This window comes from Mycobacterium sp. (genome assembly GCF_049802695.1).
Lineage (GTDB): Bacteria > Actinomycetota > Actinomycetes > Mycobacteriales > Mycobacteriaceae > Mycobacterium.
In genome coordinates, this window is sequence record NZ_JBARMY010000384.1 from 1 (window position 1) to 23,772 (window position 23,772).

Consider the following 23,772-nt stretch of genomic DNA (forward strand, 5'->3'; position numbering starts at 1 on the left):
GCCTCATCCGTGCTCTCGTGGCGCAGCGCGCCGGCCGGCCGCTGATTTACTCGCTCGTTGACCTCCCGACGAACGCGTGGCGCGTCGCCGCCGCCCACCTGCGGGACGCTTTCGGCCCGGCGGCAGACCAGGGCGCCATTGTCGTGATCCCTGCGCCAGACGAAGCCGGGCCCGGGGTCACCGACACGGGCACGGGCGCCCATTACGCCTTGCCGGAGGCCCACGGCGAGGCCTGTCAACGAGCGTTCGATCATGACCCGCCTCCCGCCACGGTCGTCGCCATGGCCGGAATCCCTCTTCACCAAGCGCCCTCGCTTCCACCAGGCACAGTGCACATTGCGGTGTCCGGGACAACCATGCACTGGGTCGCCGACGCCGCCGGACTGACCTCGAGTGGCTCGGTCTTCCCCGGCTACCCGCACCACGCGGATGACGACGAGCGACGCGCCTGGCGCGTCGCCGCGGAGTGGCAGTGGGAGCGAATGCTCGAGATGCGCGCACGGGAGCTGGCACCAGGTGGGTGGTTTATCGCCGCCATCCCGGCCTCCCCCGCTCCTTGCCCGGACAGGACGGGGCTCTACGTCGAGATCGTCGGGGACATGAACCTGCTGCTCGCCGACTGGCGGCGGACAGGGCGCATCGACAGCGCCACTGTCGCCGCGGCCGTCGTTCCGGTCTGGTCGCGCACACTCGATGAGTTCCGGGCTCCCTTTGAGGGGGGCGGCGGGCGCTTCGCCGGCCTCGAGCTCGAGAGCGCCGAGGTGTTCCGTCTCGACAACCCCTACTGGCACGACAATCCCGCGGTGTTCGCGCGGGACTACGTCCGGAGCATCACCGCCTGGGGAGGACCGCTCCTCCTCCGGGCCTTCGCGCGCGAGGGCGAGGCACGCGCGGCCGGGCTCCTCGCCGATTTCCTCGAAGAGCTCGAGGAGCGCGTCGCCGAGGGCACCGACCGCTATCGCTGGGACTACGTCGAGGCCCTCGTCATCTGCCGGAAAACGAGCGACGCGAGGTGAGGCCGCGCTTGCGACTGCTCGACCAGTTGACCAGCACGTCCTGGTGCGGGGAATGCCTTAGGCATATCGCAGGAGCTTGCCAATCTTATTGCACAGCCCCGGGTAGAGGCGGTTCCGGTGCGCACCTGGGGGCTGCCACACACGATCACGGCGATACAACGCTAAAGTCAGCCGCCTTGTCACGGCGCGCGGAGTATGGAGCGGACGGACCACCTGGATCATGCAAAAGCATCTGCACTCTGCTCTTCGTCAGCGTTGGCCAATACGCTTGCGAGAGCGCGCCTTACCCGAACATCGCGGTCTTGGCTAGACACCCACCCGAGATCTTCCGGTAGACCGGCCGACTCTGCCCAGAGATCGGCGGCAAGACTTGGTAATGTCCAACTGCCGCGTGCGAGTAGACCGATGCTGTCACCCAGCTCAGATTGAACCAACTGGAGCGTCTTTGTAACTCTGTAGTTTATCGTCTGAACCAAACCCTATGAGACGCAGCGCCGCATCGCGTACCAGTCGCTTCTCATCAGCAGATTTCACTAGCCTACCTGCTAGGAACGTTGCGGCCGACAGTCACTACTGTCGTTAATGCGCATAGCACTCAGGGTTGCGTCCATCAAGGTGCACCTGCCCCGATTGCTGAACGTCTCAAGGTGTCAGACGAAGAGTTTGAGCTGTGCTCGTTCGCATGGCGGTGGCTGGGCGGTTTCCGTTCGCCCACTTGTGACTCGTTTCCAGCCTGTAGACGACGCGGCTACCTTGGAGAATCATCACCTGGAACAAGCGAGAGACCGTATGCCTACCGTGCCAGCAGTCGAACTTAGGCGTCGATCCTGCATTGTGATATACCTCGGTTGACGACGAGGTCTGGGCCATCCTGCTGGTCGCGCTGTAACGGGTCAGCAAGGGCGAGGAAGCATGGTGTTCGATCACGCGCGCGGTTCGTCGATGCCTTCCTCGGTGCGGTGCCAGCTCACGCCGACCGTCGTCGCCGGACGCGACGCGCCGGAGCAGATCGACGTGGAGATTTTAGTGCTTGCCACGAACCGCCGGGAACCGGGACTGCGACGGAGATGCTCCCGATCGTGTCGAGCGAGCGGACCCGCGATACCTTTTTCGACACGAAGCCTCGGGGCTGTTCGCGTCACTGATGATGTCCGAGTCACGCAAGACGCACCGCGCATCGAAATTCCTCGCTACGTTCTTGCCCGACTGAGCGCGTGACTAATTCCGGGATTCCACCGTACATATCGTTGTCGCTGCTTGTTTTTATCTGCACTGTTACGTTGGGTCGCCTCATCGGTCTGCGCTCAACCGTCGCTGACCGCCGAGGGAACACTGCGCTGGTCTTCGCTGCGATGTGCTGCGTGCTTCGTGACGATGCCATTCAACCGATACTTGTACAGTGGTCTGGGCAAAGGGTCTCAGCCGCCTTGCTCTACCAGCTCAGCGAGCACGCGGCTGGTGTGGCTGCATGCGCGCTGTTCCTCCTTGCATACGGTTGGGTCAACCAGCACGAGCCTCGATGCCTAGCCCTGGTCGTCTACTCATGGGTAACGGTGTGCGTCGTAGTCAGGTGTGTTGCGGAAATGCATGCCCACTCTCGCGATATCTCGCTAGACATCCACTCTGGCTGGGCGGTAATCGCGTACTCGAGCTCGCCGGCTGGCATCGTCTTCGTCGAGTTGCTGTGTGTGGCCAACTCTTGGCTCGCCATCCTCATCGCTGTTGCCTGTGCGCGCGAGTTGCGTAGGCCACCTAACCGCCGCGCGGCCGTGATTTCTGCCGGTATGACTCTGGTGGCAGTTGGAAGCCTTGTGCAGAACGCAAACATCTCAATCGCTGCCTGCATCGCGGCGACCGGTCGGCACAACGCCTACATCGAACGCCTCGGGTGGGCTGACCGATTCTCGGTCGTTCTCTTTGCCTATGTTTGCGCAGCGATAGCTGCGGTTCCCTTAGGCGCCCGGACGCTCGAACGCCATGGGTTGGACAAATATTCTTTGCGACGCAGACCTCTGCTGCCGTTGTGGAGGGACCTCACCTCCGCTTGCCCCGAGCTCATTTACGTGACAACCGCAGATGTGGTGAACAACCGGTCCCGGTTCTTGCTACATCGCACCGTTGTCGAGATCCGCGACTGCATTCTCATTTTGTCCCGCTACGCTAGCCAGCAGAACGAGGTCATCATCCACGAGCTCGCAGAGTTGCCCGCTTTCCGACAAGCGCTAAGACTGGCGTTGGCGTGGAGTGCAAAGACCACAGGCGAGCTCCCGTCAGGCGATTTTTTGGCACAGCAGTCTGCGGCCGCCGAGCTGTTGGATGAATCCGCTGAACTCACCGATCTGGCAGAGCACTGGCCAACCGCAAAGGCACTAACGGAGGCTGTGTCTCAAATTGTGGCAAAGCGCTAGCACCGAGGTGGCTCAAACCATCGACCGATGTGGCTTGACCACGCCGTTTGCTCGGATGCGCGCTGGGCGCAAGCAGCGCGGCCGATTGCAGCGAGGTATAAGGTGTCGGCTCCGGTCGAATCCTGCGCATCGTGTTCCGAATCCGAAAGAGGTCAATTTTCGGCCGCCGTTAACAACGTTGACGCCAACCTCGTGGTCAGTGCCGACAACGATCCCTCCATCCGAGGCACCCGGATTCTTCTGCGTCACCGGTTCGTTCACGGACAGGTAAGGAGGAAATAAGGTGCCGTCGTTGCTGACTGCGTGGCTGCAGGGCATTCTCGACCCGTACCCACCTAGCACGTGGTCAAAATAACGATAACGTACCGTGCGGTCAACAGCAGCCCGACACCTCGCCGAGGGCACCGAGTTAGGACGCTGTCCTGCCGAACCGGTGGTTGGCCTCGCCGCGCAGAACTACGTCGAGTGATGGCCACCACTCCCCCGCCGCGACCTTCCGGGCCTGCGAAAAGTCACCTGTGACGAGGGGTCACACTGGTGTGTCGGTGTCTGTGGCTGAATGGTTCGCCGGGAGCACGGTTGTGGCTGCTTCGGCGCGCGGTGCAGACGCGCAGCCGGTCGCGCGGCCTGCGGCCGCCGCCGGCACCACGCAGCCACCCCGGACCGAGCAAGCCAGGAAAACTAGCGTGAAGCAGTCATCAAGAACTCTCGAATTACCGAGTGTTTGCGTGGGCATCTACGCCGGACGAAGGCCATGCTCGTGGCATACCACTTCATCGCAATTTCCGAGGGTCTGGATGATAAACTCGCCGCGTGGCCGCCTATCCGGAGCACTTCGCAACGAAGGTCTCCGAGCGGCGCAGGCGGCTCGGGATGACTTTCCTCGACGTCAACCGCAACGGCGGACCTACCGCGCCGACCGTCGCGAAAGCCGAAGCGGGTGACCTTGAGGATCCCCGGCCGAGCACCCTGTCGAAATTCGACGCCGCCCTCGGCTGGATGTCCGGGAGTGCGGCCAGTACCTACTGGGATGGTAGTGAACCCAAGCCGCGTGAAGCGGCCGACAGGCGTGCGGTCTTAGAACCGGCGGCAAGCGGTGTGGTCCTGCCGCTTGATCGGATACTCGCGTTAATGACAACCCAGGCCGAGCTCAACGACCTAATTAATGACCGGTCCGAGCAGGCGGTGCACACCGGCGAAATCCAACCGATGGTCGACGCGCTCAACCAACACATCAGTGCCATCGTAGGGGTGTTTGTCACTGATTTGCTCGAACGCAATCACGCCAAGGACCGGCAGCCCATTCAGCCACTGCTTGAGTATGCTTTTGCAGAGCTCCTCTCTGCTCCGGTTTCTGCCGATGATCTCGACAGAGAGGAGAAACTGTACCGGCGGTGGCTGCTGGGCAAAGGCAACGGAATTGACGCCGAGCTTGAGACAGCTTTCCGAAGGCGTTTCCGACGTCGCAATAACCTGCGAAAGGGGCTCGACGGATGACCAACACCACCGCTAACGCTCACCTGACACTTGCCGCGAAAATCAACCGACTGTTCTATGTCTATCGATCACGAAATGAGTCGGAGCAGTCAGTCGCTGCGGTAGCCACCTCGGTGAGCGAAATCATTGGTCGACCCGTATCTGCGGCCCAGATCAACGCTCTGCGGGCGCACGACGCGACGGTGCCTGAACCAGACGTCATACGTGGGTTGATAAGCCACTTCGGCATTCCCAGCGAGTACCTAACCACCATGGGGGCGCGCGCCGAGCATGTGGACAAGCAACTTCGGCTGCTGGCGGCCGCGCGGGATGCAGGTGTCAGGCAGCTCGCGCTGCGCGGCGGCGCGGCGACTGAGGCACTGGAGGCGATGCTCGACATACTCGGCAAGGTCCCCGCCGAGGGCAATCAACCGCCGGACGCACGCCGCGCTTCTCCACTGGGTGATCTAGACCAGCCGTGCGGTTGACCACGTCGCGGCCTGTTCCTCCGAGCCGCGCGGTCGGGCTTAGGCGTCAAAAGATGGTGGGCTGCAGTGTGTGTCGCGCCAGCACACTGTGTTGAGCACCAGTGCCAGCGCCTGCATTCTGTCAGCGCGGTTGGACCGCTTCAAGGTTCATCCCGACCAATCGCTGCACCTTGGCGCTGAGCGCAGGGGCGAGCCTGCCCAGGGCGACACATAACCGGGTCTCGGGAGGTGCAACAACCGTTTCGGCGGCATTTCGCTCGATCGCCCGGATGACCGCGCGGGCCACTTGATGCGGGGTGCCGGTACGAAACCCCCATGGAAGGGAAGCGCCGCGATCAGCGAACATGCCTTCATCGCGGATAAATCCCGGCTCGACGATGGAGACACCGACACCGCTGCTTTCGAGGTCTTGTCGAAGCCCGAAAGCGAAACCGCGGAGACCGAACTTCGTCGCGTTGTAGACAGCTGTGCTGGCTGCTGAGACCATGGCGCCAATGGAGCCGATGAAAACGATGTGCCCGGCTCCCCGTTGCTCCATCAACGGTGCGAGTTGGCGCGCCAAGACGATCGGGGCACGCAAATTTACGGCGATGGCCTCATCGACGTCTGGTAGCGCGAAATCCCTGACATCACCACTTGCGTGTATGCCGGCATTGGCGATGAGGATATCGATTGGGGCGACCTCGGTCAGGCGTATGACGTCTTCCGGCCGGCTCAGGTCGGCAACGACGAAGGTAGCGCCGAGTTCGTTGGACATTGACTGGAGCTGATTCACGCGGCGTCCTGTGAGGATCAGTTCGGCGCCCTCGGCTCGAAGGCAGCCGGCAAGTGCCCGGCCGATCCCACCGCTGGCGCCGGTCAACAGGATCGTCTTGCCCGTAATGTGCATCCTCTGTCCGTCTTTCATTCCGCTCGACAGCATTACCGATAAGTACGCGCGTCGGGATGGTAACCGCGCCGGCTAGCTTGCCTGCGTCGTTTCACGCTCTCTCGACGTCGCGGGGGCCGCAAGTGCCTTTGCTTTACCCCAGTAATCCGTGAGTTGACTGAGCTCTTCGGTTTCCTGAACGAGTTCTATCGCCGCTGACTGTTGCGCGGCGAAGTCCTCAGATGGAGGTTCGCCCCTGCTTTTGGCGGACCACGCCAGTGCCAGTCTGACCGCTTGGCGAAGTGCGGGGGGATCGGCGATCCCGCCGACGACGGTCCTGTCCTGGTGGCCGGCGTAACGGGAAAGGATGAGGATGCAGTCGCGGATTTCCACAACCGTGCGATGAAGCCGGTATCTCGACGGGTTCTTGACAACATGCCCGTGCTCGCGCTTCAGATAGACAATTTCGGGACACACGTCGGTGAGGTCACACCACAATGGCATCAAACGCTTGCGTCGGCGCGAATAGGTGTCCAAATGAAGAACTTCCAGTATCCGCGAGAATAAGGGAACAGCAGCAACAGCTGCTCCGATATATGTCCAGACGACAATGCTGAAACGGTCGACCACGCCGACACTGTCGATGAAAGAATTGTGCCCGCCGGTGGCCGCGGTAACGGTTGCTACGGAGATGGTCGCCGTCTGCGTGAGAATTCCCAGTGACGTCGTCCCGACGGCCGCGCAAATAACGACTGCGCGCCGACTCGGCGACTGGCTTAATTCACGCAGGCAGGTGATAAGAATTATTACCGCGAACCAGTAGACGAGCGAATCATGGCAGATTATAGCGGCGAGTGCCGCCGGCAGCGAGCTGGAGTATGCGATGACCGCCCAGCCAGAGTGGACGGTAAATGGAACATCCTTTTCACGCGCAATCAACCACAGCACAAAAGTCGAAAGTGTGCACGCGGTCACTGCCACGTAAACCAGCCGGGCCAAATAGGGAGGCTCGACGTCGTTGAGCCATGCATATCCCACCAGAAACAGCGCGCCCGCTGCTGGGATGACGGCAAGTTCACTGAGGTGATACAACAAAGCGGGCGAGACTTTTGACCCAGAATAGTGAATGATCAGTGACTGAACTGTTCGTGCTCTAAGCAGGCAGCATACTGCCGCGAAGATCAGCGCGGTAGTGACCCGTCGGTCGGCTCGGGTCGAACGCAGCATGACAAGCCGAACAACTGATATTAACCAGATGAAGATAACGAGCGGCATGTATACGAGCGTAGGAACTCCCGAATCCATCACTTATTCCCGCAATTGTGTAATCTTAATGATCATGGGCCGGCCCAGTCAATCGCGAAGAAACGTGCTCATAAATTTTGACGCAGGATGCGACTTCCGCGACTCGGACATCAGAAATGACGCGAACAACTCCGCCTGGCTCTCTTGGTCGTTGTCATAAGCGGTGCGCCCCAGTGCGTGCACGACGGTAGCCGGATCGACGTCGGGCAGCAATTCGTTAATCGATAACCTGTCGTGGTCGGTGTCGGGACCACTGTGATGTTGAAGCAGGATGTGTCCGAGTTCATGCAGGATGATGTGTTCGACGTGGTAGCTCGACGTCGTGTCGTCGTAGACGATGATGTCGTCGGTGCTGCGGCCGATCCAGATCCCACACGGTTGGCCGGACCCGAACAGCCCCGGATAAGGGATCAACCGGATAGGTTTGCCCCGCTTGTCGGCGACCACGTCAATAAACGACGTCAAGTCCCAGGGCTCCGGGACCGTCAGCGAACCCACCAGCTGGCATACCCGTTCCGCTCCGGCATCGATGTCTCGGCGCTGACTCATGAAGCCTCCGTAGCTTCTAATACGTGCGGCAATCCTAACCCCCCGGAGCGAGCAAAAGCACAATCATGTTGACGGCTCCTCGGCTCGGCGGCGAGCAATTGTCAAAGCCTGTGGATCGGTTCGGACCAATCCCGTGGTTTATCGGATCTGGCCTGGCCTGGTTTAGGGTCGTATATCTGCACTCGGTGGCGTTGGTGTCAGTGGTTCCTGCCAGACTCGCTTCTGTAGATCGCAAGATCCACAATCAAGGGAGGGTGGCATGGCAGGAGAGGTCCGGCTTGGGGCGGTGTCAGTCGATTGTCCAGACCCCGCTGCGTTGGGAGGGTTCTACAAGAACGTTTTGGATCTCCAGGCGATGTTCACCTCCGATGAGTTTGTGGCCCTCCAAGGTGCAGGAGTCCTCCTAACGTTTCAACGCGTCGCCGATCACAAATTCCCGACGTGGCCGGTCGGCGCGGTGCCCAAACAACTCCACCTCGAATTGGCGGTCGCCGACCTTGATGGCCAGGAAGCTCGCGGATACTCGCACTGGGTGCTACAAGGGCTGACGTTCAGCCCAATCCGGCCAACTGGCGAGTGTTGATCGACCCGGCAGGCCACCCATTCTGCATCACAAACCTGATTCCCGAAGTCATTTAATTCCCCTGTGGATCGGTGGGTTTCAGGCGACTTCCGATCCGGCGGTATCGGGTTCGGTCGTCGATGGGTCGGGAGTGATGTCGGTGGGCCGTTCGAGGAGTCCGCCTTTGTGGAAGACGGCGCCGGCGCGGACGAGGGCGACCAGTTCCGGTGCGTGACCTTGCGCCAGCGGGCTTGTACGGCGTCGATGAGCCTGTAGGCCATGGCATTCCAGCCGCGCGTGATCCCGGGCATAGTCGGCGCCCGGTGGCGCGGCCAGATCCCTGCGGTCGAGGGTTTGGCGAGGTTGCGGGCGCCGATGCCTGACAACCGAGACTGCACAGAGCGCCGCGACGACAGCGCCCACGCGACTCAAGTTCTGTGGTGCTCACTGCCTCGGCGCCGCTATAGCTCGTGTTGCACCGCAGCGATCACTGCGCGGGTAGAAGAGCGTGTCCCGACGGTAATTCGCACCCCGCCGTCAGGATAGTGCCGTACCTGTATTCCGGAGTCCTCGAAGAGTTCTCGCCACTGTCGGCCGGGGCCGGGCAAGTAGACAAAGTTGGCGCGCGCGTCAGTGCTCTCAACGCCCATCGCCCGTAGCTGCGAACGCAGGCTCTGTTGCTCTGCAAGGAGGATCCCGATGCGTCGGCGCAATTGAGGTTCGGCCCGATAGGACGCCGAAACCGCGGCGAGAGTGGTGATGTCCATGCCAAAGGGCTGCTGTATCGGCCACAATGTCGCAGCCAGCTCCGGTGACCCGAACCCGTATCCGATCCGAAGCCCGGCCAGGCCGTAGGCCTTCGAGAATGTCCGTACGACCACCACATTGGGGAAGCGACGAACCAACTCGACTGTGTCGATACGGTCCTGAGGAGCTACGAACTCGACGTACGCCTCGTCAAGGATCACGGTTTTGTCGGCGGGTATCCGTTGCAGGAATTCCTTCAACGCGACAGGGGAGTCCACAGTGCCGGTGGGGTTGTGCGGCCGGCAAATCACCACCGCCTGGGCATGCGCCACCGCATCGGCCAGCGCAGCCAAGTCATTGCGGCCGTGGTTGTCGAGCGGAACCGTCAGCGGGGTAAGTCGAGTTATCCGCGTGACGATCGAGTAGCCATCGAAGGTAGGCGTGGCTAACGCGATCCGATCACCGGGAGTGGTCAGGCGCTGCAGGACCGAAAGGATGACTCCGGTCGCGCCCGCCCCCAGCACCACCTGGCGCTGACTCACCCCGATGCGATCGGCAATTAGCCGGCGCAACTGGTCAGGCAGGCATTCCGGATGGGGGTTGACGGCCCCAATCGACTCGACGATCGCCGTACGCACGCCGGGCAGCGGAGGAAACGGGTTCTCGTTGAGGGACAGCGCCAGATGGTCGGCCGCACCGGTGTCCTGTACCAAAAATCCGTTAACGCCATGACGGGGGGCGCCGGAGTAAGTCATCGGCCGTCTCGGTCAGACGACGGAGGCCCAAGTCTTCGTTTCGGACGGATATCCATCCTAAAAAGTCGTTCGCCGAACCTGGAATTGACCCACAAATGATGCGGCGCCGCACTGGGCGCAACAGACGCACCCTTGATCGACGTAGTCACCGGGGCCGGCCGCCCCATCGGATGGCCGCCGCGCCCGCGAAATCGCCAGCATGAGCGAAAGCCGCCATCATCACGACGTCACCCGGTCTGACCTGGTTGTCGTTGATCGCGGCGTCGAAGTTCACCGGTATGCCGACACCGAAAAGGTTTCCGCACTCGTGGAACGTGTCGCAGTGTCGCTGGCGCGGCAGCTCGAGTGCTTCGTTCCAGTTGCGCAAAAAAACGCGGTTGGGCTGATTGGTCACCAGCAGGTCAAGATCCTTCGATTTCATCTTGATGCGATCGCACACCGCCAGCACGACCTCCGGGACCAGGCGGTTGCCACGGGCGAGCACCTCGGCGACCATGGCTTCGTCAGTGAAGCTTATGTAACCTTCGCCGGAACCCGACTGCCACCACTCACGAGGGGGATCGGACATCGCCCTCATGTCCCCGGCATACTCGCCGTAGTGGCGACATTCAATGTCGAGGATCGGTGAATCCTCCGAAAGGGTCAGCAGTCCCGCCGCGGCGCCATCCCCAGGTACCGACGACTGTGCCAGTGTGCGGACCCGGTCTTGGTCGAAAACCGTTCCAGCGCAGCGCTGGGCCAGCACCATCAGCGCGGTGCGGCCGGCACCAGACACCAATAGCTGGCGTGCCAGCTTCATCATGTGGACGAAGGCGCCGCACCCACCGTTGTGCACGTCGATCACCCATTCAGGATCCATGCCGAGCCGGTGGGCGACCTGGCCAGCGCACCCCACAAAGGGCATATCCAGCAGCTGAGAATGAGCGAGCAGCACATCGACGTCGGACAACACCTCGGCGCCATGACGATCCCGCAACCCTGCCACGGCCCGCTCAATCATGTCGACATTCGACTCATCCTTAGCGGCATGGTGCCGAAACTCCGGGGCGCGGAACATCAGGCTGTCACGCATGTCGTCGGGGCCAGCGAAGTTCGCGTAATACTCTGCGGGTACCCGGTTTTCGGGCAGATAGGCGGAGACGTCGGTCAAGCTCACTGTCGGCGTAGTCATCGTAGTCCTGAATCCATCCAGACCGGGCCACCGCATCTCCATAATATGGCGCTATCTGGCAAGGTTCTCAGCTCCTCAGCATTCCTAGCGCGGCTTGTGGCACCGACGCGATCGGGCCCCGGTGTTTGGCGTTGCGCGGCGACTTGTCACGGTAACAGTCCCTGGGTCCCACTGACCTTGGGCGCTGCCCAAACCAAAAATGGCGTGAACGGCGGAATCTCATCGGCTGAGCATTCGACACTGACCACCGATGGCCCCTTCAGATTCAGCGCGGCATCCAAAGCCGTTGACAACTCGTTGATGTCGCTGACCTCCGCTGACCGCAGGTCGGGGAACATCGCCGCTAGACCAGCTGCCAGTCGGCTGGGCCTAAAACGGTTGTAGCTGTACAGGTCGCCGTAGAACAGCTGTTCGCGGATCGCGCACATGGCGTGGGCGTTGTTGTTGAACAACACGAACGTCACCGGCAGCCGGTACTGCACCGCAGTGTGGACCTCCATGCCGTGCATGTAAAACGCGCCGTCCCCCGCGATCACTACGGTTCGCCGCCGGCGGGCGAACGCCATTCCAATGCCGGCCCCGAAGCTGTATCCCATTCCGCCCATGCCCAAGGCGACGACGAACCGCCCAGCGTGCCGCACTGGCAGATGATGAATCGCCGCCGCGCCGGTGTTGCCGGCGTCGACGACGATGTCGGCCCCGTCTGGCAGGACTGCGTCCAGCACTGCCATCGCGTCGCTGTAGCGGATGCGCGCGCCGGCGTGGGAGGGCGACGTAAGCCTCGCGTGGCCCGTCTTGTCGGGCACCAGCACCCTAGACGGCGAGTTGCTCTGCTCAGTCAGCAACTGCGCCAGCCGAGATAATGAAGTCCGCAGATCCTCGGTGTGGATGTGGGTGCAGGCCACATATGGCGGTGCCGAGCCCATCGAGATTATCGGCACCCTGGCCAGGGCATCGGCGAGACCGGTCCGGGCGGTCAGCGGCAGCCGGGTACCCACCAGCAGACACAACGCGCTACCCCCGATCGCGGCCGCCACACGTGGATGACCCATCACACCGGTGACACCCAGCGGCGACGACGCACCCAAGCCCGGCGAACCGACATCCTTCGCGTCCGGCGCTGTGGCCACCCACGCTTGCAACACTTCTCCCAAGTGCTCCAATTCAGTGCGGGCATCGTCGCGAGCCACCTGTTCGCCAGCGATGATGGCCACCGGCCCGCCTGCCCCGCCGAGCATTCGCACGACCGGTTCAAGGTCAACGCGCGACCCGTCTGGCAACGGGCGGCCGTTGCGGTGTCGGTTAACGTTAGGTCGGCCGACTGCTATGTGGGCTTGCTGCACGTCTTTCGGTAAGAGCAACACCGCCGGACCACCGCGGTTGGCGGCGTCGATGGCTGCAGGCAACGCGTCGACGATCTCCGCTGGGCGCTTCACTCGCCGGCAGTACACCGATACCGCCGAGAACAACGCTTCGGCGTTCAATGAACCGTTGCAGCCACTCGTGTCTTGGAAACTTCCCTGGCCATCCAGGGTGATCGGCGGTTGCCCTACCAGTGCGAGCACCGGAACCCGGCTTGCCAGTGCCTCTCCCAGGCCCGGCACCAGGTTCAGCGCTCCGCCTCCCGACGTTGCGGCCACAACGCCCAATCCTGCGCCGCTTCGACTGTACCCATCGGCCATGGCAGCGGCGGAAAACTCGTGTTTGGCCAGCACGGGGGTGATGCCCTCACAGAAGTGCGCCGCATCGTAAAGATCCTCAATGTTGGCACCGTCGACAGCAAATATGTATTCGACGCCGGTCTCGGCGAGGTAGGCAACGACATGGTCGACAACCCGGCATTGCACCGACAGCTCCGCATCCGCAATTGGTTCGTACATAAGTTACCGCTATCCCAAGTACACTTGTGGGGTTCTCTGACCTTCGACTGGCTCACACTCAGCAAATGACGACAGTACGGGTGGTCCAGATGCTAGGTGCGGCACAGTTAACGCGCAAGGAGGCCGGCGCGCCCGGTTGGTGGACACGACACGATCGCGACATTCGCCATAGGTGTAACCCGGCGTAACACCGGCCGGCCGACGGCATCCACTTATTTGGTGAGTCGCGGTCGTCACGATTCCGGTGGCCTCACCGGTCCACCGAAACCGACACGTTAGCTGCCACTTTCCAGGCACCAGCGAAATCAGCGCGAATAGCCCACAGTAGATCCTGATACTTTGTAAATGCGACAGGAGGCAAGGTGGTGCTGGACCGGGTGACGCGGTCATTAATCGCCGCACCACGCCGTGTGTTGGCTGCCACCGCACTCATCATGGTCGCCGGTGTGGTCTTCGGAGTTCCGGTCGTAAAGTCCCTGTCGGCGGGTGGATTCCAGGAGCCGTCCGCCGATTCAGCGAAGGCAGCGCAGGTTCTTGCTGACACGTTCCATCGTAGTGATCTGCAGCTGATATTCATCTTGACCGCTCCGGACCACGCGGATGCAGCGTCGATCCGGCCCGTCGCGACCTATCTCCAACACGAGCTGCACGAATCGCCCTTCGTCACTGATGTCATGTCGGCCTGGACGTCTCCCACGGGTATGGCCGACGCCCTGTTAAGCAGAGATCATCGTTCTGGATTGATTGTCGCCGGTATCACGGGCGGGGATACGGCGGGCCAAAAGCACGCTGCCGACCTAACGAAGAAGCTTGCCCACGACCATGACGGCGTAACCGTGAAGGCCGGCGGCATGGCCGACCTATACGGCCAAGTCAACCGACAAATCGAACACGACTTGTTGGTGATGGAATCAATAGCCATCCCGCTGAGTTTCGCAGTGCTGGTCTGGGTATTCGGTGGCATTGTTGCGTCGCTGTTGCCCTTGCTGGTAGCAGTGTTTGCGATTATCGGCTCCGTGGCGGTGTTGCGACTGATCACGTTCGTCACTGATGTTTCAATTTTTGCTCTGAACCTCACCGTCGCAATGGGCCTGGCGTTGGCGATCGACTACACACTTCTCATCATTAGCCGCTACCGCGAGGAACTGACTCGCGAGGCAGACCGGGATTCGGCCTTGCTTACGACCATGCGTACCGCCGGGCGGACAGTGCTCTTTTCAGCGTGCACCGTCGCACTGGCATTACTTACCCTATTACTGTTCCCGATGTATTTTGTAAGGTCATTCGCCTACGCCGGCGTAGCTGTAGTGTTGCTCGCGAGCGTGGCGGCCATGGTGATCGCGCCGACAGCAATTGCGCTGCTCGGCGAGCGTATCGACTCCTTGGATATTCGTCGGCTGATCCGTCGTGTTCGGGGCCGACCAGAACCCTCAGCCAAGCCAATCACCGAGACGTTCTGGTATCGAAACACGCGGGCAGTGATGCGACGGGCGATTCCGATCGGCGTGGGGGTTATGGCACTGCTGTTGACGTTGGGCGCACCGTTCTTGGACGTGAAGCTGGGCTACCCCGACGACCGGATATTGCCGACGTCCGCCCCGGCGCGTCAGGTAGGCGATCAGTTGCGGCAAAATTTCCCCTTCAACACCGCCACGGCAGTCACCGTTGTCTTACGCGATCCTGCGGGGATTGCGCCGACCGCCATTGAGGACTACGCAGCGCGGCTCTCCCGGGTGTCAGACGTGTCGCAGGTGTCCACGCCCACCGGTGCCTACGTCGATGGCGTGCTCGCTGGGCCACCTGCGGCTCCCAGTGGAATCCGTGGAGACACAGCGTTTCTCACCATATCGAGTACCGCGGCACCATTGTCGACGGCCTCAGAACGGCAGCTCGATGCACTCCATGCCGTCGCCGCTCCGCACGGGACCGAAGTCGAATTCGCTGGCTCCGCTCAGATGAATCGCGATACCGTACATAGCACGCTGCGCCGCATGCCGTGGGTCTTGGGCATCATTGCAGCCGTCACCCTTGTCCTGATGTTCTTGGTGACAGGAAGCGTGGTGCTTCCGATCAAAGCCGTGGTGCTTAACGTCCTATCGCTCACAGCGACCTTCGGGGCACTGGTATGGGTCTTCCAACAAGGGCATCTGTCAGGTCTCGGCACAACGGCCACCGGCACGATCGCCGAGCACCTTCCGGTGTTGTTGTTCTGCATCGCATTCGGCCTGTCGATGGACTACGAAGTGTTCCTAATGTCACGGATCGGCGAGTTCTGGCAAACCTCCAATCGGACCCCGAACGACAACGTCGAAGCGGTGGCCCTCGGGTTGGCCCGAACCGGGCGGGTGATCACCGCGGCGGCGCTGCTGATGGCTATCTCCTTTGCAGCGCTCATCGCCTCGCAGGTGTCGTTTATGCGGGTATTCGGGCTGGGACTGACGCTTGCCGTACTTATCGATGCGACATTGGTCCGGATTCTGCTGGTTCCATCCTTCATGCGGATCATCGGCCGAGCCAACTGGTGGGCGCCTAAATGGCTGGCCGGCCCGCACGCGCGCTGGCGAATGAGCCACGGATCAGCGCAACTATGCGCGCCTCGCGGTGACGGTGTAGCGGTCACGGAACTCTTATCCTCGCAGCCCCCGGCGGCTCGGAGCGCGCGCCGTGGCCAACAGCGTGCACCCCGCAGCAAGTAGCAAACTTAACAGAGTCAAACACCGTGTCACCACAACGGTTTTCACCGCCTGCGCGCCGACCGTATTCATCCTCAGGTGGCTGCGCTGTCGACTGACCTCATCAGCCGCACTGATCACCCGGCCAGCGAGGTCAACGCCGCTGCGCACCACAAAGCGCGTCAGACGAACATTGAGCGGCCGAAGTAGGGGGTGCAGCGGACATTCGTGAGTCGTGTCGACGGTCCAGGCGCCTTCTCAACAACGAGGCGATTACGTGCGCCGGCTGTCTGCGACACCCTTGCGATCTCGTAACAGCTTGTATCGCTGATCTATTCGCCAATAGCAGGCGGAATCACCGGCTCGGCGCCCGAGGAGCGCGATCTGGCCCCGTCCGTGAACTCCGTGAGCAGTTTGCTGAAGGTGACTGGATATTCGACGGTGACGAGGTGGCCGGCATCGTCCAGGATGTGGCTGCGGGCGTGAGGCATGCGAGTGAGGAAGTCGTCAATGTCCTGAGCGGGCACGAAGGTATCGTGACGGGCGTTCACCAGCATGATTGGACACTTGATCGACTCGAAAGGTGCCGGGCTGTACTGGCGTGCTTTGAGTGGCACATGAAAGTAAGCCGGTGCGCCGACGCCTTTCATTAACTGGACGGACAGATCGGCCGCTAGCAGCTCGGGACGGGCTACGTAGGCACCGAAGGCGAGCTTGCGCAGCCACCGGCGACGCGCCACCCGGGTCAAGACGGACTGAGGAATGTGCAGACCGGCGGTAATCATGTCACCGAGCACGGCGATCGCAAGTCGCGGATGACGCCACGCGGTGCGGATCGGATGCTGAAAGAGCGCAAGGATCGACAGCGCCGGACCACCGGCCAGGGTCAGCGTACGAACTCGCCGAGCATCCGCGGCCGCGACCTCGATGGCAAATATCGAGCCCATCGAATGGCCGACAAGGTCACACTCGGGGATGCCGAGCTGATCCAGAAGCTCGCCGATGACGCCGACGATGCGCGCCATGGACACGGTCCGCCACGGGTGCGCTCTTGAGGCGCCGAAGCCGGGAAGGTCGAGTGTGACGACCCGTCGCCGATGCGACAGGAGCGCGATCACATCCAGCCAGTATTGCCAGGTGGCGCCGTGGCCATGCAGCAGCACCACCGGCGGGCCGCCCGCGCCGATGTCGACGTAGTTCAGTTCGCGGTCAGCGATCACGACTTGCTGCTCATAGCGCGACCAGGTGATGGTGCGCCATCCACCTTGGACCGGACCACCATAATTCTCGTCCATCCGTTGGCCTCCACGTTCGATATCCGCGAACAAGCCAAGCAAATGATCGCCGCGGCTTAGCGTCCTGAATACACGGTAGGTAGTAACCCGGTCGCGCCGCCGGGCGGACAAACCATCGACTTCGGCCCAACCGTCGCCGATCAACACGGCTCAGCGACGAGCCAAACGCCCGTCTCGTCATGCCGCGGGTCGGCGATCGTCACGGCGCTGGGGCACTTTCGCAGCAAAGTGTTGTGGGCGGCCACAGCAGCGAATATAACATTCAGACTCCCAATTTGAGACAAAGTGGCCAGTCACCACGACACAGATACTGTGCTGGAAATAAGCCTGCACCTGCTGCTCATTTACGCGTAAGGGGCAAGCCTAGTTGACCGGCGTTCGCTAGGTCCGCCCCGCTGTCTCACCAGCCCAGGTGCCGTCTGCGGGGCCAAGCTCATCGTCAGTGGCGCATGCCCCGTTCGTGACGTTTACTCGAGCGTGAGAGCCGGGTCGCTGCACTTGGCATAAATTTTATCGTTATTTTATTGCTTTTTTCCCACTGATTCCGTAACTTGAGGTTCGGCGCTCTCAGCCGGGAACGCCACCGCTGACACCGCGCTGATTACTCGTGACGCGCCTCGGACCCGGGCCGGCCCGCGCGACGGATGCACCCGGAAGGGATCACCGGGGATGTCCACCGACCATCCGGCCGCCGGACTGCGAGGTCCGTCGAGGCGACCGAAGATCAGCTCGTAACCGACAGTCACCACCAGGCACGCCCCCGAACCCGCCCACCGTCGCGCGGGTCACCGCAAGCCCTTGAAGAGAGGCGCACATGTCCGCTAGTCATCGCAGCATCCCTTCGTGACGGTGGAGTGCGCAACCATGCTGAAGACGTCGAAACTGGACATTCACACACGCGCGCAACACGACGTTCGACTGGCGACGATGCGCGGATACGTCGCCCGCAACGAACTGCCCTTCTTCCGCGTGACCGAATCCGCTGCCGGTGCGACCTCCGTCATCGACGGCCAACCGCGGATCATGTTGGGCTCCAACAACGCTTTGGGCTTGTGTGGTGATCCACGCCTGATCGAGGCGGCCAGCCAGGCCACCGCTCAGTACGGGCCATCCTGCTCGAGCGCGCCCGCGTTCTCGGGCACGTTGAAAGTGAAAATGGAACTGGAAGAACGGCTGGCCGACTGGCACGGGGCGGAAGCAGCACTGGCCTACAGCAGCGGTTACCAGGCCAATATCGGTGCGATCACAGCACTATTGGGTGTTGCCGATCTGGCGTTTCCCGACAGCGAAGCCCACACCTCGATCTTTGATGGCATCCGGCTTTCCGGCGCGAGTTCGCGGTTCTTCGCCCACAACGACGTGGAATCGCTGGAAAGCAACCTAGACAGGACCAGCGACCGTACCGGTACGAAGATGATCGCCGTCGACGGCCTGTATTCCATGGGCGGCGACGTCGCGCCGATCGTCGGCATCGCGGCACTTGCACAGCGTCATAACGTCGGCCTTCTCGTTGATGAGGCGCACAGTGTCGGCATCTTCGGCAGCCAGCGCACCGGTATCGCCGAAGAGTTCGGATGCCTCGACGAGGTCGACGTCGTGATGGGAGCACTCTCCAAAGCGCTGGCCTCGACCGGCGGCTACATCGTCGGATCGCAGGACCTGATCGACCTATTGAGGTTGCACTCCAGCGCGCATCTGTTCAGTACGACAGCCTCGCCGGCAGCGATGGCAGCAGGTGTCGCCGCGATCGACATCGTTCGCAGCGCCGAAGGCAGCGAGCGCGCTGCTGCGGCACTGGCCAACGCGCGAGCCTTGCGCGACGGATTACTCGATCAGGGTCTACAGGTGTCAGGCGACGTGGTGCGCGCCGATGGCTCACGCGCGGTGCCGCCGAATGTCGCCGTGCGAATCGGACTGGAGCACAACGCCATTGCGGCATGGAATCAAGCGTTCGACAACGGCGTCTACTGCGCGCTTGCACTCGCGCCGGCGGTCGGTGCGGACGAAGCGATGATGCGCTGCAGCGTCTCAGCCGCGCACACCGCCGCTGACATCGAGCTTGCCGTCAACGTCATCACCACTGCGGTGCACAGCGTCCGCGGCCGATGACCCCACCGAAAGGAGGAAGTGGCATTTCCGCCGCGACGAGTTCCGGGCACCACGTCACCGAAGACCACATCAGACAGAAACTGCGGGCCATTTTCAAAGACGACCTTTTCGTCGTGAAGGAGCCGATTCTCGATGAGGACGAACTCATCACCGATCTCGGTTTGGACTCAGCGAATTTCGCGGTCGGTCTGGTGGTGATGCAAGAGACGCTGAGGGTCACGTTCAGTCACGAGGACATCCTCAACTGCCGGACGTTTGGTGACCTGATCACCTTCATCAGCGGGCGCCTGCCCGAGACCGGACTTCCGCGGCTGAACAGCGGGTGACCGAGGCAACGGTGCCCGACGGACCCGACAGAGGCATTTAACGGTTCACCGCCCAGCAGTCGCCGGGCGGATTCGCGATGGGACAGAACAGAACATGAGCAGATTCATCGACGGGATTGCCGACGCGGCGGCGAAGTCGTCACTGGGCTTACACTTCGGCGCAGCCGACGCTTTGGGCTTCGCCCGCTGGAGCGAAATCCACCAGACGGCGGTCAAGATTGCCGGCCGCCTGACCGCCGATGGGGTGACGCCGGGCAGCAGAGTCGGCGTTCTGGCCGCCAACGCCGAAGACGTTGCGCCCGTCTGCCAAGGTATTTGGATGGCCGGCGCTGCCATGACGATGCTGCAGCAGCCGAGCCCGCAAGCGGATCTCAACCAGTGGCATGCGGGCACACTGCGTTCTCTGGAGATGCTGAGCGCACGTTTCGTCGTTGTGGGACAGCCCTTCCTGGCGGTGGCTGAGGACTTGCGCTCCTCGGGCTACCACGTCATCGAGATTCCAGACGGATGGCCCGATGCCGCGGTCGTGATGCGGCCCACAGCAGAAGACGACGTCGCGCTTTACCAACTCACGTCCGGATCAACAGGCGACCCTAAGGCGGTGGCCATCACTCACCGCAACCTCTACGCCAACGCAGTGGCCATGAAAAAAGGGGCTGCCGCTGACCCCGACACCGACGTCATGATGAGCTGGCTGCCGCTTTCTCACGACATGGGGCTGGTCGGGTTTCTGCTGACACCAATGTATTACGGGGTGAAGACGGTTTACGTCCCGCCCACTGAGTTTCTCAAGTCGCCGCTGAACTGGATACAGCTTCTCAGCGAACACCGGGCCACCATGACGGCCGCACCCAACTTCGCCTACTCGATCATTCACCGCAGGCTCAAGGCCGTCGACGACGGTGCCTACGACCTCAGTGCGCTGCGATTCGTGCTCTGTGGAGCCGAGCCGATTGATCCAGCCACCATGCACGAATTTGCCCGCCAAACGAGCCGTTTCGGAATGCGGGAGGAGGCGGTTGTCGCGGCGTACGGCCTCGCTGAAGCCACACTGGCGGTGTCGTTCTCCCAAGTTGATCGCCCGTTGACGGTGGAACGGCTGCGCACCAGAGAATTCGAGACCGCCCGACGTGCCATCACCACCACCGGCTGCGCCGACGCATCGCTGAAAGATGTGGTGCTGCTGGGACCGCCGCTCGCCGGGACGGAGGTCCGGGTGCTCGGCGTCGACGGAGTCACTCTACCGGCACGACACGTGGGCGAAATCGCCATCCGAGGTGACGCGGTGACGCGTCACTACGCGACCTCGGAGGGCGAGGTCGCCGCGATCGATGACCACGGGTGGTTGCACACCGGTGACCTCGGCTACCTCACCCACACCGGGGAAGTAGCTGTGTGCGGACGGCTGAAGAACGTCATCATCGTGGCCGGCCGCAACATCTTTCCGTGCGATCTCGAGCGGCTCGCCGAGTCCGCCGACGGGATACGGCGCGGGGCGGTGGTGGCTTTCGGGGTCAGCCGGCCCGACCAGCGGGAGGAGATCCGGATCGTCGCCGAGACGATGGAGAAGTACCCCGATGATGTTAGTCAAGCCATCCGCCGCCAGGTCGCCAGAAGCGTCTTCAACGCCACCGGTCTCAGTCCCAGCGTAATGCTCGTCGACAAAGGCGTGATCCCGAAGACGCCATCCGGCAAGATCCGCCACGTGGCGGCGAAGGAAACCTTCGAAAAGGCGAGCTGATGACTGCTGACGCATCCGATCCGTCGATCACGTGCATCATCGCCGGGCTGGCTCCAGATCGCATGGCACCGATTACCGCGGACTCGCACCTCGTCGACGACTTGGGTTATGACTCGCCGCGGAAGATGGAGCTGGTCGCCACGCTGGAAAGTCACTTACAAATCCGGCTGAAAGAAACCGATACTGCGGTCCAAACGGTGCGCGACGTCATCGATTGGGTGCACACCAATCTCAGCGAAACCGCGTAGTCGAGGGCTGACCGTGTTATCGACCACAACATCCCGCGCCGCCTTCATTGACGACCGCGTCGTGATCACCGGGGGATCCCAAGGTATCGGATACGCCATCGCCGCCGAACTAACCGGGCGGTGTCGACGCTTAACGCTGCTGGCGCGAGACGGCGCGAAACTCGGCGACGCCGCGAGACTTCTCGGCTGCGACGTCTGCGCCACCGACGTCCGGCAGCTGACTCCCGCCGCCGCAGCGGTTTTGGCGGACTGCACATTGCTGGTCTGCTGTGCTGCCGAGATGACTCCAGGGCGGGTCGGCGAACTCGGTGTCGACGACTACCAACGCCAGATGGACATCAACTTCGTCGGAACAGCCAGTTCGGTCAAGGCTGCGCTGCCCGCGATGCTTGCCCGCCGAGCAGGCACAATCGTGTTGTTCAGTTCCACGGCAGCCACCGTCGGTGTGTACGGGTATACCGCTTACGGCGCCACCAAAGCGGCCGTGGCCAGCTATGCCGCCGCGTTGCGCGCCGAACTGCGGGATTCAGGGGTCCGCGTCGTGGTTGCCTACCCGCCGGACACCGACACGCCGGGCTTGCAACGAGAACGCACCCTACGACCAGACGAGACCGATGCCGTCGCAGGCGCCATCAAGGCGCGGCCCGCCGCCGTTGTGGCCCGCCGGTTGGTGGCGGCGCTGTCCACGAACACCGACACCGTGACTTTCGATCCCACTACCGCCGTCATGGTGTGGTGCTCAACATTCGTCGACCGCATTGCGGCCCCCTACAGCCAATACCTCATCCGTCGGGCGCGCCGCGACCACCGACTCACCGCGACCTGAAAGAGAGCCGCCATGACCGAGACGACGCAGCACGACGCCTACCTTTCCCCCGTGGACCTCGATCTGTTGCGGATCGAGACTCCGATGCGACCGATGCACTGGTGCTTTCTGATCAAGCTGCGTCCCAGCGCAACACAGCGAATCGAGTTCGGCGCGTTACGCGATCGTGTGATCGAGCGAGCCGAACACCGTGGCGTGTTCCGAATGGGTGTGCGCCGCAACCGGTTCAGCCCGCCAACGGTCTACCCCGACAGCTCCGGAGCCCAGACGGTGCGCGTGGCTCATATCACGGTCGCCGGTGAGGCCGAGCTGCGCTACCAGGTCGGTCGAATGCTGACGTCATTCGCCGACGCCGAGCGGCTATGGGACATCACACTGGCCGACGACGTCAGCAGTCAAGGGCAGTATCTGATTGTGCGGCTCCATCACTGCCTCGGCGACGGCCCCGCCGCCTCGGGGTTCGCCTACCTGGTCATGGATGGCGGCGACAACGAGCTCGCGCAGTTCGACCGCTATCTTGTGTCGCCGCGATTCGAAATGTTCGACGTCGGCACAGCAGCACTGGTGCGATCCTGGCGGCACCTGTTCAGGTCCTGGTGGCACGGCGTCCGGCGAACCCGCCCACCGCTGGGACCGACATCACCCACGCGCGTGATCAACTACGCCGCCTTATCGGCCGCAGCGGTGAACCAGGCGGCCCGCTCGCACGGCGCAACGCAAATGGAATTCCTGCTGGCGACGATGTCGATGGAAATGCGCCGCCTGCTCAGAACCGAAATGGGTTGTCCTGCGGTTGTACGCACCCTGGTTCCGGTCACACTGGATCTTTCTCTGCGGCACACCGGCAACGCCACAGCATTCGCGATCGTGAATCTGCCTCTGACGCTGGACTCGCTGCACGCCGCGCTGGCCAACATCCGTCAACAGCTGCGGGACAACGCCGCAGAACGGCCGGACTACGCGCTGCCGACGCTCACGCAGAACTCCCGCGGGCCGTGGCTGTACAAGCGGCTGGCCGCGATCGCCATCATGCGTGCGGTGGGCTCAGATCTCGACGTGGGTCTTAACCCGTTGCATGTCACCATGGAAAGCGTGTTCGGGGTGCCCGTCGACAACGTTTTCCCGTTCTCGCCGCTGGTGTACACACCGATCTCCCTGGCCGCCCTCATCCTCGGTGACAAGCTGACCATCGGCATCAACGCCGATGCCTGTGCGGTCGGAAACATCGGCGAGGTCGTGGCCCGAGAACTCGCCGAACGTCTGACCGACGCGCAACCAGCCGATTCGCCGATCGCGGACCTGAGAGTCGCCGCCCGAAGCGATGCTTGAC

Annotated in this window: 18 protein-coding genes and 2 pseudogenes; 12 read left to right on the plus strand and 8 right to left on the minus strand. The window is 62.4% G+C overall.

All coding sequences use genetic code 11. The features are described from left to right. The 4 genes from WA317_RS15660 to WA317_RS15675 form a co-directional block, all read left to right on the plus strand. Nucleotides 1–1,016 (plus strand): hypothetical protein (locus WA317_RS15660; protein ID WP_425173899.1); only part of this gene is annotated, 1,016 nt, incomplete at its 5' end. 1,247 nt (nt 1,017–2,263) lie between these two features. Next, on the plus strand, nt 2,264–3,424 hold the full coding sequence (locus tag WA317_RS15665) for a DUF6545 domain-containing protein (RefSeq protein WP_425173900.1): 1,161 nt from the start codon (nt 2,264–2,266) through the stop codon (nt 3,422–3,424). An 813-nt stretch (nt 3,425–4,237) separates the two neighbouring features. Further along, nucleotides 4,238–4,921 carry a hypothetical protein gene (locus tag WA317_RS15670; protein ID WP_425173901.1) on the plus strand — a complete coding sequence of 228 codons (684 nt, stop codon included), beginning with the start codon at nt 4,238–4,240 and terminating at the stop codon, nt 4,919–4,921. After that, nucleotides 4,918–5,388: a hypothetical protein gene (locus WA317_RS15675; protein ID WP_425173902.1), complete on the plus strand. Its 471-nt coding sequence runs from the start codon at nt 4,918–4,920 to the stop codon at nt 5,386–5,388. Before WA317_RS15670 ends, WA317_RS15675 begins: the two co-directional genes overlap by 4 nt. Before the next feature lie 121 nt (nt 5,389–5,509). Here WA317_RS15675 and WA317_RS15680 read toward each other — a convergent pair whose 3' ends face one another. The 3 genes from WA317_RS15680 to WA317_RS15690 form a co-directional block, all read right to left on the minus strand. Continuing rightward, on the minus strand, nt 5,510–6,310 hold the full coding sequence (locus WA317_RS15680; RefSeq protein WP_425173903.1) for an SDR family NAD(P)-dependent oxidoreductase: 801 nt from the start codon (nt 6,308–6,310) through the stop codon (nt 5,510–5,512). 39 nt (nt 6,311–6,349) lie between these two features. Beyond that, entirely contained in the window at nt 6,350–7,531 is a 1,182-nt protein-coding gene (locus WA317_RS15685) for a DUF6545 domain-containing protein (protein WP_425173904.1), read from the minus strand. A gap of 78 nt (nt 7,532–7,609) precedes the next feature. Further along, nucleotides 7,610–8,110, minus strand: coding sequence for an ImmA/IrrE family metallo-endopeptidase (locus tag WA317_RS15690; protein ID WP_425173905.1), 501 nt, complete (start codon nt 8,108–8,110; stop codon nt 7,610–7,612). 259 nt (nt 8,111–8,369) lie between these two features. Here WA317_RS15690 and WA317_RS15695 point away from each other — a divergent pair. Beyond that, nucleotides 8,370–8,749, plus strand: a pseudogene (locus WA317_RS15695) (VOC family protein). 22 nt (nt 8,750–8,771) lie between these two features. On the opposite strand, the pseudogene WA317_RS15700 reads toward WA317_RS15695, so the two are convergent. From WA317_RS15700 to WA317_RS15715, 4 genes and pseudogenes are all read right to left on the minus strand, one after another. Continuing rightward, nucleotides 8,772–8,979 (minus strand): annotated as a pseudogene (locus WA317_RS15700) (IS256 family transposase); the annotation flags it as partial. Between the two features lie 154 nt (nt 8,980–9,133). Further along, nucleotides 9,134–10,174 carry a pyridoxal phosphate-dependent aminotransferase gene (locus tag WA317_RS15705; RefSeq protein ID WP_425173906.1) on the minus strand — a complete coding sequence of 347 codons (1,041 nt, stop codon included), beginning with the start codon at nt 10,172–10,174 and terminating at the stop codon, nt 9,134–9,136. Between the two features lie 145 nt (nt 10,175–10,319). Then, on the minus strand, nt 10,320–11,345 hold the full coding sequence (locus WA317_RS15710; protein ID WP_425173907.1) for a 3-oxoacyl-ACP synthase III family protein: 1,026 nt from the start codon (nt 11,343–11,345) through the stop codon (nt 10,320–10,322). A gap of 146 nt (nt 11,346–11,491) precedes the next feature. Next, nucleotides 11,492–13,225: a thiamine pyrophosphate-binding protein gene (locus WA317_RS15715; RefSeq protein ID WP_425173908.1), complete on the minus strand. Its 1,734-nt coding sequence runs from the start codon at nt 13,223–13,225 to the stop codon at nt 11,492–11,494. A 365-nt stretch (nt 13,226–13,590) separates the two neighbouring features. Here WA317_RS15715 and WA317_RS15720 point away from each other — a divergent pair, with 365 nt between their 5' ends. Next, nucleotides 13,591–15,921 (plus strand): MMPL family transporter, encoded by a 2,331-nt coding sequence (locus WA317_RS15720; protein ID WP_425173916.1) that lies wholly within the window; start codon nt 13,591–13,593, stop codon nt 15,919–15,921. Nucleotides 15,922–16,229: 308 nt separating this feature from the next. Here WA317_RS15720 and WA317_RS15725 read toward each other — a convergent pair whose 3' ends face one another. Then, nucleotides 16,230–17,339, minus strand: coding sequence for an alpha/beta fold hydrolase (locus WA317_RS15725; protein WP_425173909.1), 1,110 nt, complete (start codon nt 17,337–17,339; stop codon nt 16,230–16,232). A gap of 696 nt (nt 17,340–18,035) precedes the next feature. Between WA317_RS15725 and WA317_RS15730 the strand changes: the two genes are divergently transcribed. The 6 genes from WA317_RS15730 (at nt 18,036) to WA317_RS15755 (ending at nt 23,771) form a co-directional block, all read left to right on the plus strand. Continuing rightward, nucleotides 18,036–19,301: an aminotransferase class I/II-fold pyridoxal phosphate-dependent enzyme gene (locus WA317_RS15730; RefSeq protein ID WP_425173910.1), complete on the plus strand. Its 1,266-nt coding sequence runs from the start codon at nt 18,036–18,038 to the stop codon at nt 19,299–19,301. Continuing rightward, complete coding sequence (locus tag WA317_RS15735) at nt 19,298–19,627, plus strand: phosphopantetheine-binding protein (protein ID WP_425173911.1); 330 nt, start codon at nt 19,298–19,300, stop codon at nt 19,625–19,627. The genes WA317_RS15730 and WA317_RS15735 overlap by 4 nt, the downstream gene beginning before the upstream one ends. 94 nt (nt 19,628–19,721) lie before the next feature. Next, on the plus strand, nt 19,722–21,368 hold the full coding sequence (locus tag WA317_RS15740; protein ID WP_425173912.1) for a fatty acyl-AMP ligase: 1,647 nt from the start codon (nt 19,722–19,724) through the stop codon (nt 21,366–21,368). Further along, nucleotides 21,368–21,616: an acyl carrier protein gene (locus WA317_RS15745; protein WP_425173913.1), complete on the plus strand. Its 249-nt coding sequence runs from the start codon at nt 21,368–21,370 to the stop codon at nt 21,614–21,616. Before WA317_RS15740 ends, WA317_RS15745 begins: the two co-directional genes overlap by 1 nt. 13 nt (nt 21,617–21,629) lie before the next feature. Next, the gene (locus WA317_RS15750) at nt 21,630–22,442 is read left to right on the plus strand and encodes an SDR family NAD(P)-dependent oxidoreductase (RefSeq protein WP_425173914.1); all 813 of its coding nucleotides are present in this window, start codon (nt 21,630–21,632) and stop codon (nt 22,440–22,442) included. A 12-nt stretch (nt 22,443–22,454) separates the two neighbouring features. After that, nucleotides 22,455–23,771 carry a wax ester/triacylglycerol synthase domain-containing protein gene (locus tag WA317_RS15755; RefSeq protein WP_425173915.1) on the plus strand — a complete coding sequence of 439 codons (1,317 nt, stop codon included), beginning with the start codon at nt 22,455–22,457 and terminating at the stop codon, nt 23,769–23,771. The last annotated feature ends 1 nt before the right edge of the window (nt 23,772 follow it).

Coding starts and splice junctions, on each gene's coding strand:
- WA317_RS15675 (WP_425173902.1), top strand. CDS start 4,918: ATGACCAACACCACCGCTAACGCTCACCTGACACTTGCCGCGAAAATC.
- WA317_RS15680 (WP_425173903.1), bottom strand. CDS start 6,310: ATGCTGTCGAGCGGAATGAAAGACGGACAGAGGATGCACATTACGGGC.
- WA317_RS15685 (WP_425173904.1), bottom strand. CDS start 7,531: ATGCCGCTCGTTATCTTCATCTGGTTAATATCAGTTGTTCGGCTTGTC.
- WA317_RS15690 (WP_425173905.1), bottom strand. CDS start 8,110: ATGAGTCAGCGCCGAGACATCGATGCCGGAGCGGAACGGGTATGCCAG.
- WA317_RS15705 (WP_425173906.1), bottom strand. CDS start 10,174: ATGACTTACTCCGGCGCCCCCCGTCATGGCGTTAACGGATTTTTGGTA.
- WA317_RS15710 (WP_425173907.1), bottom strand. CDS start 11,345: ATGACTACGCCGACAGTGAGCTTGACCGACGTCTCCGCCTATCTGCCC.
- WA317_RS15715 (WP_425173908.1), bottom strand. CDS start 13,225: ATGTACGAACCAATTGCGGATGCGGAGCTGTCGGTGCAATGCCGGGTT.
- WA317_RS15735 (WP_425173911.1), top strand. CDS start 19,298: ATGACCCCACCGAAAGGAGGAAGTGGCATTTCCGCCGCGACGAGTTCC.
- WA317_RS15740 (WP_425173912.1), top strand. CDS start 19,722: ATGAGCAGATTCATCGACGGGATTGCCGACGCGGCGGCGAAGTCGTCA.
- WA317_RS15745 (WP_425173913.1), top strand. CDS start 21,368: ATGACTGCTGACGCATCCGATCCGTCGATCACGTGCATCATCGCCGGG.
- WA317_RS15755 (WP_425173915.1), top strand. CDS start 22,455: ATGACCGAGACGACGCAGCACGACGCCTACCTTTCCCCCGTGGACCTC.